Below are 14,521 nucleotides of genomic sequence, written 5' to 3'. Positions count from 1 at the left end.
TGAAACAGAAAATAACGGTTGAAATTACCCAATACGCCCTGAAAGGGCTGAGAGGGCGTGTCATAAGTTCAGATAATGGCAGTCGAGGACGGGCTAAAAGCCCCAAAGTACCATGTGTCTCCAAGAGCGTAAGCCCGCCAGGCATCCTGGCGGACTTGAAATCCGGCGGGATGCCTGGCGGACTTGTGTTCTTGAAAAACTAAAAAAGAGTGCGTTATGGACTTATGGCACACCCTTTTTGGGCTTTCAGCCCGTTTTTAACCATACAGTTCGAAATAACTCTTCCCTTAAAGGAATTACTTTCTACTAACTCTAGAAACATTTTCGTTGTGGTTTAACGATTTTGGTTGACCACTTTTTATCTTATTTATAAGACGAGTTGACTCGGTTAATACTTATTTATAAGACGAGTTGACTCGGTTAATACTTATTTATAAAACCAGTTGACTAGCTAAAACTTAGTCATACTTTTTGTTGACTAGTTTTTCTCTTAGTCATTTTTTTTGTTGCCACTCATGTTTCATGCAAAAACAAGTTGGGGGACATTCCTGAGCGTATATATAAAAAAATCCCGAAACCATCAGATAGTTTCGGGAATAATAAATTAGAAAGAGGAATCAATTACTTATTTCTAAACAGATGTGGAACAAATTCCTTGAAACATCTGCGCCAGGTAAGCCACTCATGAGCTGTACCCTGAGACTGATAGAAATCAAGCTTGATGCCCAAATCCTTCAACTGCTGCACCATCTTACCGGTGCCGAAGTTCTCCTCGGTACCGCAGCCCATAAACATATAGTTAATCTGGCTGTTGAACTTATTGGCATCGGCAAACACACCATTGAAGCAAGTCTTGATATCCACTCCGAAAATCGCTCCACTGAAAGTTCCAAACGCAGAGAACTTATCCATATTGTTCAATACAGTATTGAAAGTCTGGCAACCACCCCACGACAAACCAGCCATCGCACGATGCTCTCTGTCGGTATAGGTGCGGAACTTCTTATCTACCATCGGAATCAGATCCTTGATAATGACATCGTAGAAAGAAGCACCATACAGTTTGCGCTCCTCATCCACATCCTTGCCAGGACGTGGCACGAAAGGCAGCTTCACATCGCCGCTCTCCATCACCACAATCATTGGCTCTGCCTTGCCTTCGGCAATGAGATTGTCCATGATGTGCTGCATATAGCCCTGATGGCTCCAGCCCGTCTCATCCTCGCCCATGCCGTGCTGCAGATAGAGCACAGGATAGCGCTTGCTCAGATTGGTTTCATATTCTGCAGGCGTATAAACCATAGCTCTGCGGAACTTTCCCTGAGAGGCGGCATAATAGGATACAGAGCGAACCTGACCTTGTGCCACTCCCTGCTGAGGACGATAGTAATTGCCTTCTGTTCCCTCAGGAACCTCCAAGCCGCTCGCCTCTCTGCAACAACCGAAGTAGGTCTCGCTGGCAGGATCTACTACTTGTACACCATCCACATTCAGGAAATAATAGTGGAAACCCACTACCAGAGGGTCAGATACGCCATACCAGTCGCCATCTAAATCCTTCTTCATCGGATACTTCTTGCCACAGATATCAAAGATTACCTGCTTGGCCTCTGGCGCATGAAGCTTGACGTAGGCACGGCGTTCTTTATCTACACGAGGATAGTTGGCATCTGGGATGATACCGAGCAGAGAAAGCATCATGTTGGCATAACGCTTACCCATGGTGCGATAGCTTTCTGCAATGAAATGCAAACCATCACCACGCTGCGGACACCCTTTAGAAGAAATGACATGAGCTGTAGGAATGGTCTTGGCGATATCATCAACGACAGCGATATGCTGCCAGCAACTGCCGCCCTGATCTTTCTGAACGGTCTCACCCACGAGCAAAGGAACATCTTCTGCCTTCAGATTCAAATCTTTCAGAATATCATTATATACGGTCTTTACACGGTTAGGCCAGTTGGCATCGCCATTGTTGGTTTCACCCTGATGCAGGAGGATGCCCTTGATAACACCCTGCTTCTTGGCAATCTTGCCCAGCTCGATGAGTCGGGCATAAGGATTACCATGATACTGGGATGCGAAATTCTTCATCCAGTCTGGCTGCTTCTTCAGGTAAGCCTTACAGGTACGCTTATCGAAGAGGTCAATGCTAGCGCCACCCACCGCCACGGTGATGGTTCCCACCTTGATGCTATCAGGCAGGTTATCAACCATTTTTCTGCCAAAGTAATCCACCGGACTCAAGCCTGTGCTTGGACGTGCCTGAGGTGGAACAGCCGTATGCCACAGCCCCTTCTTCCATCCTGCTTTTACATCATCCACGGCATACATTGCCATGAATCTTGGATTCACTCCTGTTCGGTCGATGTCTTCAATGGCGGCATTGCCCTCCATGTTCGACTGTCCGAAGCAGAGATAAATTTGAAAATTTGGGTCAGGCTTATCCAGCGCCTTGGCTCCATTTTTCTGTGCCATCATCGTCATCGAGAGGCACATCATCAGCATTGATGCTACGAATGATAATTTGTTCATACCTTCTATTTTATTTAATCACGTTTTTCTTTCCACCATGAATGTAGATGTCCTTGGTAGACCGACTATATAGGCATCGTTGGCAAGATAATAGCCCGGACCATTCCAGTTGGTACTCCATCCCTGAATATGCTTTGCTGAAAAATCTGCGTTGGCAAAAACAATTTCTCACTATTGATGGCGCAAAGGTATAAATAAATCCAAAAACAAGCTTTATCCTACGTAACCGATACTTTATGAAGAGTTTACGTATGTAACATATACTTTACGCCATGTTACATCATCTGAATATGAGGATAAAAAGACTGTATTTTTGTTGTTTGCGCCCCAAAAAAATACAGATTTATTCTGATATTCCAACAAAAAAGCGTATTTTTGCAAACAGAAAACAAAAATATAATATAAGCAAAGCATGAAATCTATAAACCAATTAATCATCACGCTGACGGTTTGTCTCTTCTCCATCCAGGCATGGGCACAAAGTGGTAAACTGTTTAATACTGATAATCAACTCTCAAGCAATCTTGCCACGCAGGTTTTTCAAGACAAGAGCGGATTCATCTGGATAGCCACCCGTAATGGCTTGAATACTTACGATGGTTACCATATCACCGTAATGAAGAAAGATATGTCCAATTTTTCAGGTCTTAAAAGCAACTATATCAATAGCATAGCACAAGACGATAAGGGACATATCTTATTGGGAACCAATAATTCTTTATTGGAATTTACAGGAAGCGAATTCCACAAAATTCCCATGCTCGACTCCAAAGGCGAAGAACTCGCCACCTACGTAAAGCAGGTATATCCCCTAAAGAATAAAGACGTAGCCGTGGCTACATCCGGTTATGGCATCATGATTAAGAAGAAAGATGCCCAGGAATGCCATGCCATGAAGGGAGAGGTGGAAAAACTGAAATATATCCACAAACTCCTGGAAGATAAACGGGGCAGACTCTGGATAATCACCGAAGACGGAAAACTCTACCGCAAGGAAACAAACGGTAGAGTCACCTCCCACTTTGCCGGTACCGAAGGCGTGGACGCACAGGATATCCAGCAGGACGTCCTGGGCAACCTCTATCTCGCCAGCAAGAACCAGGGCGTACATCTGCTCAGGGCAGGAAGCAACGTCTTTACCCGAATCAGCAGCATCGGAAACCTGCCCATCGAAAACATCTATATCAGCCGCAATAACAAGCTCTATATCGGCTGCGACGGACTGGGCATCTATGTATATGACCCTCAGACCGGATTCCTGCAGGATAACCCTCTCTTCAGCCGACTGGTGAACCTGGCCAAGAGCAAGGTAACCAGCATCATAGAAGACAATCAGGGAAACATCTGGGTGAGCATGCTGCAAAAAGGCGTGTTCATGCAGAGCAACATACAAAACGACTTCAACTACATGGGCTTCCGCCTGGGCAGCCGCAACGTGATTGGCGAAAACTGCGTTACCAGCCTCAGCATCAACCAGGGCAACCAGGTGTGGGTGGGTACCGACAAGGATGGCCTATACCTATTTAATATAGCAACCCGCAGCGTAGAGGGGCATTTCCTGAACCAGCACACCGTGCTCACCCTCTGTAAGGACGAGCAGGGCAGAACCTGGGTGGGAACCTATACCGACGGTCTGGGCTATATGGATGCAGCCGGAAGCTTCCACCCTGTTGATTTGGGCATCAGCAAGTCGGTGGGCATCTTCGATATCAAGCAAGACCCACAGGGCAACATCTGGATAGCCACCATGGGCGAAGGTCTCTTCTGCCTGCAGAAAGACGGAAGCCGAAGTAACTACAAGGCTAAATATGGTGCAGATAACAACCTCAAGGTCAACAGCCTGCCCAACGATTACCTCATCAAGATGGCCTTATCAAAGGATGGCAACCACGTGTATATAGCCACCTCTGTGGGACTGGCGTGCCTCGACCGCAAGCGAAACAGCTGGGTTTCCACCTTCAAGGGCATCAACTGCCTGAACAAGAACAGTTTTTCGCACTGCGTGTTTGTAGATAGCAAAGACCACGTATGGTATGGCACCGAGGATGGAGCCTTCTGCTTCGACTTCAGAAAAGGAATAGAGCCTAAACATTATTCCACAGCCCAAGGACTCACCGACAACGGTGTGGCGAGTATCACAGAAGACAACAAGGGCAAAATATGGCTGGGTACAAACAGCGGACTCAACATGCTGAACCCCAAGGATGGCAGCATCATCAGGTTTTATACCGAAAGCGGACTGCAGAGCAACGAGTTCAGCGATGCTTCCGTATGCACCACCCAGGATAAGAAGGTGATTCTGATGGGGGGCTCTGGCGGAATCAACTGGTTCCAGGCCGACCGGGTAAAGCAGCACCCATGGCAGGCAAAGGTGGTTATCTCGGGCTTCGTGGTCAACAACAAGGCAGTGACCCCAGGCATGGAGTCGGGCAGCTATACCATCACGGACAGCTGGGTAACTGTGGCACGGGAGTTCAATCTCTCGCACGATGACAACACCTTCTCCCTGCAGCTCTCTACCCTCACCTATAATAATGTGGAGCAGATAAGATACGCCTACAGCATCAACGGCGATGCCTGGCGCACTGTGCCAGCCGGACAGAACGAACTTGCCTTCTCGCACATGGCTCCCGGCAGCTACAAATACCGCATCAAGGCCATCTGCAACGGCTACGAAACACCGGTGAAGGAGTTCACCATCATCGTTCACCCAGCCTGGTATGCCAGCATTTGGGCAAAGCTCTTCTATCTGCTGCTCCTCATAGCAGCCATCATGCTCTACCTGCGCCACCGCAAGCGCCAGATGGAAGACCAGCTCATCCTGCAGCAGCACATCCACGCCGAAGAGATGGGCGAGGCGAAGATCAAGTTCTTCATGAACATCAGTCACGAAATCCGTACGCCATTGACACTGATTATCACCCCATTGCTCTCCCTGATTAAGGAAGACAAAGAGCCTCACCGTCAAGGCATCTACGAGATTATCCGAAAGAACTCGGAACGTATCCTTCACCTCATCAACCAGATGATGGATCTCAGAAAGATTGACAAGGGACAGATGGTAATGCGTATGTGCAAGACCGATATGGTTTCGTTCATCAATGAAGAATACGACCTTTTCAAGCAGCAAGCCATTGCCAAGAGCATCGACTTCGAATACCAGCATGACTGCGAAGAGCTTCCTGTATGGATAGACCGCAACAACTTCGACAAGGTGATAATTAACACCCTCTCGAATGCCTTCAAGTTTACCCCTACGGCAGGCCACATCCTCCTCTCGCTCACCCACACCGACCACCATGCCTACATCAGCATCAAGGACAGCGGCATCGGTATCCCGAAGGATAAGTTGGAAACTATCTTCCAGCGCTTCTACCAGACCCCTGACGACCCTAACGACCGCAACGTCGGTACGGGCATAGGTCTCGATCTCACCCGCTCGCTCGTGGAACTGCACTACGGAACCATCTCAGCCCGCAACAACGAGGGCGAGAAGGGAAGCAAGTTTGAACACGGAAGCGAGTTCATCATCCGCATTCCATTGGGCAAGGATCATCTCAAACCAGAAGAGATCATCGAGGAAGAAGAGATGAAGAAAGAGCAGAATAATGAACTTGCTGAAGCTGAACAGGAAGAACAGCTGGCAGAAAACAATGACCAACCAGCCGAAACCTTGAACAATTCCGATACTACCCAAGCCTCTGCCAAGGGAGCCAAGGCAGAAATCGTGATTGTGGAAGACGAAGAGGATATTCAGGAATACCTGAAAGCACAGCTCTCCAGCGACTTCAAGATTCGCACATATCCTAACGGAAAGGTGGCACTGAACGAGATTCTGAAGAATAAGCCAGACCTTGTCATCAGCGACATCATGATGCCAGAAATGGATGGAACCACCCTCTGCACCAAGTTGAAGACGAACATTAACACCAATGATGTGCCTATCATCCTGCTCACCGCCAAGAGCCGAGAGGAAGACCAGCTGGAAGGATTGCAGACCGGTGCCGATGCCTACATTCTGAAGCCGTTCAACATGGACATTCTGCACCGCAACATTATCAACCTGCTCACCGTGCGCCGCACTTTGCGCAATAAGTTTACCGGCAACGAGAGTCAGGAGCAGAAGGTGGAACACAAGCAGATACAGACTCCAGACGATGCACTGATGCAGCGCATCATGGAAGTAATTAACGAAAACATCGGCGATTCCGACCTGAGTGTGGATATGATTGCGCAGAAAGTAGGTATCAGCCGAGTGCATCTGCATCGCAAGATGAAGGAGCTAACCAATCAAACTCCTCACAGTTTCATCCGTAATATCCGACTGCAGCAGGCAGCCAAGTTACTCAAGGATGGCAAACAAAGCATCACCGACGTGATGTACACCTGCGGTTTCTCAAATTCCGCAAGTTTCAGTACAATGTTCAAAAATCTCTACGGCTGTTCACCAAGAGAATACATGATGACTGCCATAAAGGAGTAAAAAAGCATTTAAGTAGAAAGAAAAAGTATCTGTAACAAAAAGACAGGCTATGAAACATAGCGAAAACTTTTGGTTACATTGCAGAAAGAAAGATTATATAGAAAACGGTAACTTTGCAGCGGAAATTCTAACAGGCTAACAAGCCATTAGTTTTCCGCTGTTTTTTGTAGTTTCTAAACACAAACTCTCAGCAGTTTCTTAAAATATAAATTTTGAAATATATAATCTTTAAAATCAAAGAACATAATGAAGAAATTAGCAATCTTATCGCTTTCGATGATGCTTGCAGCCGGAGCACAGGCTCAGAATGCCCAGTTCAATTACTTCAAGTATGCAGGCAACGATGCACGATTCAATGTGCCTATCGACAAGAGTCATCAGTATTACAACCCCGTGCTGGCAGGATTCTATCCCGACCCATCCCTCTGTCGTGCGGGCGACACCTATTATCTGGTGAATTCATCCTTCACCTTCTTTCCTGGAGTGCCGCTCTCTACCAGCAAGGATTTGGTAAACTGGACTCCAGCCGGGCATGTGCTCACCCGCCAATCGCAGGTGCCTCTGAAGGGTCAGCATGTATCAGGCGGTATCTTCGCACCAGCCATCAGCTATAACAAGAAGAACAAGACCTTCTATATGATTACCACCAATGTGGGTGCCGGCAACTTCTTCGTCAAGTCCAAGGACCCATCCAAGGGCTGGAGCGAACCTATCTATCTGAAGAAGATTGATGGCATCGACCCTAGCTTCTTCTTCGATGACAACGGCAAGGGATATATCGTTCATAACGGTCCGGTAGTTGGCGGTGCTGATTACGAGGGACAGCGTGCTATCCGCTGCTTCGAATTCGACGTGAAGGGCGACAGTATCAAGGGCGACTTCAAGGAGATTCTGCGTGGCGGAACCCATGTAGAGGCTCGTCCTATCTGGATTGAGGGTCCACACCTCTTCAAGAAGGGCAGGTTCTATTATCTGATGTGTGCAGAAGGCGGTACGGGCGGATGGCACAGCGAGGTAATCCTGCGTGCCAAGAATCCGATGGGTCCATGGGAGGAATGCCCAAACAACCCTATCCTTACCCAGCGTACCGGACTCGATCCTAACCGCAAGGACCCTGTATCCAGTGCCGGTCATGCCGACATCGTAGAAGATGGCAAGGGCAACTGGTGGGCAGTGTTCCTGGCTTGCCGCCCTTACGAGGAAGATATGTACAACACAGGTCGCGACACCTATCTCCTGCCGGTAAAATGGAAAAACGGATGGCCAGAGATTCTCGCCAAGAACACCCCTATTTCTACGGTAGGCGAAAAGGCTGGTTTGAAGCCAGCCGCGAAGAACGAATTCTCGGGCAACTTCAGCTATGTGGATAACTTCGATGCAGCCGACAACGGCATTGGTCTGAAGGATTTGAACCCACGCTGGATGTTCCTCCGCGACTTTACAGATTGCTATAAGGTAGAAAACGGCAAGCTGAACCTGAATCTGCTGCCAGGCAATATCTACAAGCGTGAACCGATGTCTGCCATCTGGGCACGTCAGCAGCACGGCACCTTCTCTGCCGAGACAGAAATCAACTTCACTCCTCGCAACGACAAGGAGATAGCAGGTTTGGCACTTCTCCAGAAGGAAGACCACAACTTCGTGTTGGGTAAGACCATGAAGAATGGCAAGCTGATGATTACCCTGACCCGTGCCGAGAAGAACAACGTCACCATCGCCTCAGCCCCTATCAAGGCAGGCAAGCTGAAGCTGAAGGTAGAAGGTCACGACAGATATTATGATTTCTATTATGCCGAGGAAGGCGGCAGCTGGCAGCTGCTCGCCAAAGGTGTTGATGCCAGCAACCTGAGCACCCAGAAGAGCGGTGGTTTCATCGGAGCCTGCATCGGTCTCTATGCTTCTTCCAACAAGGAATAACAGATATCATGATATGATATAAAAAATACAAAAAGACTCCCCGAAAAGATCGGAGAGTCTTTTTGTATTTTGTCTTTGTATAAGTTTTATTTATTCTTCACAATATCCAATGTCATTTTGCCGACCCAGATGGCGCCCTTGCCATTCTGATCTACAGGCACCTGCTTGCCATCAAGATCTGTTCTGTACTTCAGCGTCTGGAAGAGGCTGTGGCTGTGACCTCCCAATACCAGGTCGATGTGGCGGGATGCAGCAATCACCTCGGTATCATCCGTGCCCTCTATATTCCAGCCCAGATGAGAGATGCAGATGATGACATCACACTTCTCCTTCTTCTTCAGGATCTCTGTCATCTCGTTCGCCTTCTGGATAGGATCCAGGTACTGGATACAACCGTAATTCTTCTCACTCACCAAGCCGGCAAGCTGCGGAGCCAGTCCGAAGACACCTATCTTGAGTCCCTTGCGATGCAATATCACGTATGGCTTCACAATATCCGCCAGCTCGGTGCCGGTGAAATCGTAGTTGGCACAAACGATCGGGAACTTTGCCATCCTGAAGAGACGCACCATATTGTCCATGCCGTAATCGAACTCATGGTTTCCGATGGTGGCTGCATCATACTTCATCTCGTTCATCAATCCCACTTCTACATCCCCCTTGAAGAGCGAATAGTAAGGAGATCCCTGAGAGAAGTCGCCACTGTCGAAGAGCAGAAGATCAGGATTCAGACTGCGTTCCTGCTTGATCATTGCCACACGGCGGAGGTAGCCTCCACGGTTTGCCATAGCTGTATCTGCGAGATTCGGATTGTAAGGCATCACGCAGGAGTGGGTATCGTTGGTATGGAGCACCACGAGCTGCTTCACTACCTTTGGAGTCTTCTGCGCCTTTGCCTCCTTCTTGACCTTTGAATCCTTCAGGACTTTAGCCTGTACTGTTGCCGGCTGCAGCGTGAATGATGCCAGCGCCAGCGCTATATATAATAATGTATGTTTCATTTCTGTACTTATTTAGTTAGTCTATCTGCTTTCCGGGGGTTACAAATCCACGGAAAGCTTCGTTCCCCCTATTCTACTACGCAGCGGCCTTCTACTCTTGACTCCACTACCTTGCCCTGAGCCTTCATCTCACGGAAATAGTCCATGATGATGTAGCGCACATTGTTCTCCTTCGACTTAGGAGCCACCACATCGGTACCGCTCTTGAAGGCAACAAGCTGGTCGTTGCCCTCGGCAAGATAATCGAGGGTGGCTATGCGATAGCTCTTAGCTGGATCGACAGATTCGCCGTTCAGGGTTACGCCCTTCAGCTTTCCGTCGCGGGTGATAACCATTCTTACGGCATGGCTCACTCCCTCGCCGCCACGGTGGGCTATCTGCTGGAAGAGTTCAAGCACCTTCTCGCCGGTAAGCGTGAGGAAACAGATCTTGTTCTCGAAAGGAGCCACCTCGCTCACATCGCCTACGTTGATATCACCCTTGGCAAAGTCAGCACGGATGCCACCCATGTTATACACCGAGAAGACAGGCTGCTCATTAAACTGTCCGCCACCCCATACCAGGATGTCAGAAAGCAGATTACTCAACTCGCTCTCAGGGCGATGACGGGTCATATCATGAGCCACGGATCCCACTACAGGTCCCATGATGCTATCCACCTTGTGCTGATAAGGGGCGATGAACTTCGCAGCCTCAGCATCCGGCTGGGCATCCCATTTTTTATCTACCAATATACGGGTTCTCTCCACCTTTGCCACCTTGAATTTCTGGGCAAAGGCTGGACTTGCCATCAGCATCAGAGCCATGGAGGCAAGCATCATCTGCATACTATTCTTTTTCTTCATACCTTTTACAATATTCTAATTTCGGGATGCAAAGATACAAAATAAATCGGCGAAAAAGACGAAAAAGGCGAGAAAAAAACGTTTCTTTAGTAAAGAAAACAAAAAAAGAAGGGGAAAAAGAGAAGAAACCCACTGAAAATTTGCGAGATACGAGAAAAAGTCGTAACTTTGCACCCGCTTTTCGGCGTAACCGCTGTTGTCTGGGCAGAAGTGTTGCCCGTCCATGTTGCGTTGGAACGACAAACAATTTTTAATTTTATACAAAAAAATGGATTTGATTAAAGTTGCTGAAGAAGCATTTGCAACCGGCAAGAAGTTCCCTGAGTTCAAGGCAGGTGACACTATCACAGTCGCTTACAAAATCGTCGAGGGTACTAAGGAGCGTATCCAGCTCTATCGTGGTGTAGTTATCAAGATCTCTGGTCATGGTGACAAGAAGCGTTTCACTGTTCGTAAGATGTCAGGTACTGTAGGTGTAGAGCGTATCTTCCCTATCGAGTCACCAGCTATCGATTCTATCGAGGTGAACAAGCACGGTAAGGTACGTCGCGCTAAGTTGTACTACTTGCGTAAGCTCACAGGTAAGAAGGCTCGTATCGCTGAGAAGAAGACCATCGCTAAGAGCGCTGAGTAATTTTCTTAGTTACCTATTAAAAATTAGAATCAGAAAAAGGGCATCCGATCTCACGATTGGATGCCCTTTCTGCATTTCCTTATTCTCCGGCGCTGTAGTTTGTCAGCCCGTCATCGGTGCCGTGCAATGCGCCCTGCAGATCAGCCCAGCTCTGGAATCCGGCAAGCAATGCCAGACGGTTGAGTGTCTGCTGTGAAGGTTTCTCCTTTCCTTTCATTATCTCCCACACCTTGTGCAGCAACTTGTTGTTTCTATGCTTCTCTTCGTGCTGCAGGTGTTCCCTGCCTAGCTTCTTCTCCAAAGCTACAGCGAGGATTTTCAAATCATTTTTCATTGTGATTATCCTTCCTCAAATTCTCAATTCCTTTAATTTCTCAAATTTTCATTTTTCATTCCTAACTGCGGGCAAAAGTACACAATATTTTTGAAACGGAGTCATGTTTGGGAGATTATTTTTGAATTTCGCACGAAAAAAATGGTTTTCTCATATTTTTTTTGTAATTTTGCAACCAAATTCTAAATACATTTCTTAATTAAGATGAAAGAATTAGCACTTAAGTACGGATGCAATCCGAATCAGAAGCCTTCTCGCATCTATATGGATGACGGAAGGGAACTGCCTATCGAAGTTATCAACGGCCGTCCTGGCTACATCAACTTCCTGGATGCTTTCAACTCTTGGCAATTGGTCAAGGAACTGAAGGCAGCTACAGGAATGCCTGCTGCCGCTAGTTTCAAACATGTTTCTCCTGCTGGTGCTGCCATCGGCCTGCCACTGAGCGACACATTGAAGAAGATTTACTTCTGCGATGACGTAGATTTCGAACTTTCTCCTTTGGCTTGCGCTTATGTTCGTGCTCGTGGTGCAGACCGCATGTGCTCTTACGGTGACTTTGTTGCCCTGAGCGATGTATGCGATGAGGCTACTGCCCTCCTCATCAAGCGTGAGGTGAGCGATGGCGTGATTGCTCCAGGCTTTACCCCTGAGGCTATCAAGGTGTTGAAGGAGAAGCGCAAGGGTACCTACTGCGTCATCCAGATTGATTCTGACTACGTGCCAGCTCCTATCGAGCACAAGCAGGTATTCGGTGTTACCTTCGAGCAGGGACGCAACGAGGTGAAGCTCGATGATCCAGCTCTCTTCGAGGATATCCCTACCAAGAACAAGAACTTCACTGCAGAGGCTAAGCGCGACCTGATTATCTCGCTCATCACCCTGAAATATACCCAGAGTAACTCTGTATGCTACGTGAAGGATGGTCAGGCTATCGGTATCGGTGCCGGTCAGCAGAGCCGTATCCACTGTACCCGTCTGGCTGGTTCCAAGGCTGATGAGTGGTGGTTGCGCCAGTGTCCTAAGGTGATGAACCTGCCTTTCAAGGAGAAGATTCGCCGTGCCGACCGCGACAATACCATCAATGTCTATATCTCTGACGAGTGGGAGGATGTATTGCAGGATGGCGTATGGGAGCAGTTCTTCACAGAGAAGCCTGAGCCACTGACCCGCGAGGAGAAGAAGGCTTGGATTGCCCAGAACAAGGGTGTATCTGTAGGTAGCGACGCTTTCTTCCCATTCGGCGACAACATCGAGCGTGCTCACAAGAGTGGTGTAGAATACATTGCAGAAGCAGGCGGTAGCATCCGTGACGATAATGTTATCGATACATGCGATAAGTACGGCATCGCCATGGCGTTTACTCACGTTCGCCTCTTCCATCATTAATTTATATAATATAAAAGGTATATGAGCGATATTGACGATATTATCATGGGTGGCATGGTTTTCAAGGGCGGCGGCGGTCCGAAGAAGGACGACGACGACAAGGTGAAGACCAAGGCCAAGAAGAAGAAGTACATTACGGGTGCTCACGGAAGCGGCTCTGCCCGTCAGAAGGCAAAGTATCGCCAACAGAGAGCCAACCGTAAATCGCAGAAGAAGAAGTAATTCTTTTCTCCAGAGAATAAAAAATAAATCCCCATCGACAGGAGCAGTCCAGTCGATGGGGATTTTTTCGTATTTCAGACATCAGTCTTCATTGAGCCTGATGCCCTGCCAGGTGGAAACCAGGTCGCCCGATACGGCTATGGTTGGCGTCTGACTCTTCTCATTCACCACTACCGACTTCTGCGCCACATTCGTCTTCACATAGTCGAAGAGATCGCCATAGGTAACCTTGCCCTTACTCTCCTGCAGTTTCTTCAGGAGAAAATAGGTAAAGAGTCCGTGCTTCTTCTCCTTGTAGGGATAAGCCGTCTCGCTACCCTGGGCAGCCGTCATCACGAGCATGTTGCCCTTCGGAGCCTCAGCCTTCGCCTTGAGTGCCACGCCTCTGGCTGAAGCCAGCATACCCTCGCCTCGTTTGCTGCCACTGAAGCAGGCATCCATCAGCACCGTTACGCAGGCTGCGTTCAGACCGTTGAGTTCAGCATACAGCCTGCTCATACTGTAACCCGTAGCCAGAATATTGCTCTTGCCATCTACGGGCAGGAGATAGGAGGTGCCGTTACTCTCATCGGGCATTCCATGTCCGGCATAATAGAAGATGAATCTAGCCTCAGCCCCATACGCCTTGGCGATGTCCTGCATCCAGTTGATTTCCGCCAGCATATTGTTGAGGGTGGCATCCTTGCGGATATGCAGGTTGCTTACCGGAATGCCGAGCAGCTTGATGCAGTATTCCCTGAAAGCCATACCGTCGTTGAGGGCAAACTCCACGTTCACTTCCTCCTGGTAATTCTCGTTGGCGATGATTACGGCAAAGGTCTTCTCCTGCTTCACCTTCGAAACGGGAATGTTCAGATCCACGTCCGATTTCAGATAGCTTGCCAGCGTGTTCACGCCTTCAGCGGCTCCCGCTGCCTTCGCCGTCTTCCGTGTAGCAACAGACTGATGTTCATCCCTTACAAATTCCTGGGCACAGGTGGAGTCGGTTCTCATTACCTTCACCAGTCCTTTCTTGCCCACAGAGATTCTCTGAGAGTGGACAGGTAGCGAGAACCAACATCCTGCTGCCATCATCACCATCATCATGATATTCTTCCATTTCATACACTAGCGGTTTTGATGTTTACACCTTATTATATATATAGAGTTTGATAGATT

Annotated in this window: 11 protein-coding genes; 6 read left to right on the top strand and 5 right to left on the bottom strand. The window is 48.3% G+C overall.

Features of this window, described 5'->3' with window-relative positions:
- Positions 1 to 203: hypothetical protein (locus DW657_RS18305; RefSeq protein WP_233546608.1), on the top strand; the 203-nt coding region annotated here is incomplete at its 5' end.
- Between the two features lie 418 nt (positions 204 to 621).
- Here DW657_RS18305 and DW657_RS04405 read toward each other — a convergent pair.
- Positions 622 to 2,502 carry a sialate O-acetylesterase gene (locus DW657_RS04405; RefSeq protein ID WP_118311586.1) on the bottom strand — a complete coding sequence of 627 codons (1,881 nt, stop codon included), beginning with the start codon at positions 2,500 to 2,502 and terminating at the stop codon, positions 622 to 624.
- Positions 2,503 to 2,950: 448 nt separating this feature from the next.
- On the opposite strand from DW657_RS04405, the gene DW657_RS04400 reads away from it, so the two are divergent.
- Both DW657_RS04400 and DW657_RS04395 read left to right on the top strand, forming a co-directional pair.
- Positions 2,951 to 7,021, top strand: coding sequence for a two-component regulator propeller domain-containing protein (locus DW657_RS04400; protein ID WP_233546607.1), 4,071 nt, complete (start codon positions 2,951 to 2,953; stop codon positions 7,019 to 7,021).
- Positions 7,022 to 7,267: 246 nt separating this feature from the next.
- A complete protein-coding gene (locus DW657_RS04395; RefSeq protein WP_118311567.1) occupies positions 7,268 to 8,938 on the top strand; it encodes a glycoside hydrolase family 43 protein in 1,671 nt (556 codons plus the stop codon).
- 86 nt (positions 8,939 to 9,024) lie between these two features.
- Here the strand turns inward: DW657_RS04395 and DW657_RS04390 are convergent, their stop codons facing one another.
- Both DW657_RS04390 and DW657_RS04385 read right to left on the bottom strand, forming a co-directional pair.
- The gene (locus DW657_RS04390; RefSeq protein ID WP_118311566.1) at positions 9,025 to 9,939 is read right to left on the bottom strand and encodes a bifunctional UDP-sugar hydrolase/5'-nucleotidase; all 915 of its coding nucleotides are present in this window, start codon (positions 9,937 to 9,939) and stop codon (positions 9,025 to 9,027) included.
- A 68-nt stretch (positions 9,940 to 10,007) separates the two neighbouring features.
- On the bottom strand, positions 10,008 to 10,784 hold the full coding sequence (locus DW657_RS04385; RefSeq protein ID WP_199658301.1) for a 5'-nucleotidase C-terminal domain-containing protein: 777 nt from the start codon (positions 10,782 to 10,784) through the stop codon (positions 10,008 to 10,010).
- 223 nt (positions 10,785 to 11,007) lie between these two features.
- Here DW657_RS04385 and rplS point away from each other — a divergent pair, with 223 nt between their 5' ends.
- Positions 11,008 to 11,418 (top strand): 50S ribosomal protein L19, encoded by a 411-nt coding sequence (rplS, locus tag DW657_RS04375; RefSeq protein WP_089543883.1) that lies wholly within the window; start codon positions 11,008 to 11,010, stop codon positions 11,416 to 11,418.
- 79 nt (positions 11,419 to 11,497) lie between these two features.
- Here rplS and DW657_RS04370 read toward each other — a convergent pair whose 3' ends face one another.
- Complete coding sequence (locus tag DW657_RS04370) at positions 11,498 to 11,752, bottom strand: hypothetical protein (RefSeq protein ID WP_089543884.1); 255 nt, start codon at positions 11,750 to 11,752, stop codon at positions 11,498 to 11,500.
- A gap of 204 nt (positions 11,753 to 11,956) precedes the next feature.
- Between DW657_RS04370 and DW657_RS04365 the strand changes: the two genes are divergently transcribed.
- A complete protein-coding gene (locus DW657_RS04365; protein ID WP_118311564.1) occupies positions 11,957 to 13,141 on the top strand; it encodes a phosphoribosylaminoimidazolecarboxamide formyltransferase in 1,185 nt (394 codons plus the stop codon).
- Between the two features lie 21 nt (positions 13,142 to 13,162).
- On the top strand, positions 13,163 to 13,363 hold the full coding sequence (locus tag DW657_RS04360) for a hypothetical protein (protein ID WP_006848784.1): 201 nt from the start codon (positions 13,163 to 13,165) through the stop codon (positions 13,361 to 13,363).
- 81 nt (positions 13,364 to 13,444) lie between these two features.
- Here DW657_RS04360 and DW657_RS04355 read toward each other — a convergent pair whose 3' ends face one another.
- Positions 13,445 to 14,467 carry a caspase family protein gene (locus tag DW657_RS04355; RefSeq protein ID WP_118311563.1) on the bottom strand — a complete coding sequence of 341 codons (1,023 nt, stop codon included), beginning with the start codon at positions 14,465 to 14,467 and terminating at the stop codon, positions 13,445 to 13,447.
- Positions 14,468 to 14,521: the final 54 nt, after the last annotated feature.

This window comes from Prevotella sp. AM23-5, assembly GCF_003473645.1.
GTDB lineage: Bacteria > Bacteroidota > Bacteroidia > Bacteroidales > Bacteroidaceae > Prevotella > Prevotella copri_A.
This window is presented reverse-complemented; position numbering and strand designations above follow the sequence as displayed.

Coding starts and splice junctions, on each gene's coding strand:
- DW657_RS04370 (WP_089543884.1), bottom strand. CDS start 11,752: ATGAAAAATGATTTGAAAATCCTCGCTGTAGCTTTGGAGAAGAAGCTA.
- DW657_RS04360 (WP_006848784.1), top strand. CDS start 13,163: ATGAGCGATATTGACGATATTATCATGGGTGGCATGGTTTTCAAGGGC.
- DW657_RS04405 (WP_118311586.1), bottom strand. CDS start 2,502: ATGTGCCTCTCGATGACGATGATGGCACAGAAAAATGGAGCCAAGGCG.
- DW657_RS04390 (WP_118311566.1), bottom strand. CDS start 9,939: ATGAAACATACATTATTATATATAGCGCTGGCGCTGGCATCATTCACG.
- rplS (WP_089543883.1), top strand. CDS start 11,008: ATGTTGCGTTGGAACGACAAACAATTTTTAATTTTATACAAAAAAATG.
- DW657_RS04385 (WP_199658301.1), bottom strand. CDS start 10,784: ATGAAGAAAAAGAATAGTATGCAGATGATGCTTGCCTCCATGGCTCTG.
- DW657_RS04395 (WP_118311567.1), top strand. CDS start 7,268: ATGAAGAAATTAGCAATCTTATCGCTTTCGATGATGCTTGCAGCCGGA.
- DW657_RS04365 (WP_118311564.1), top strand. CDS start 11,957: ATGAAAGAATTAGCACTTAAGTACGGATGCAATCCGAATCAGAAGCCT.
- DW657_RS04355 (WP_118311563.1), bottom strand. CDS start 14,467: ATGAAATGGAAGAATATCATGATGATGGTGATGATGGCAGCAGGATGT.
- DW657_RS04400 (WP_233546607.1), top strand. CDS start 2,951: ATGAAATCTATAAACCAATTAATCATCACGCTGACGGTTTGTCTCTTC.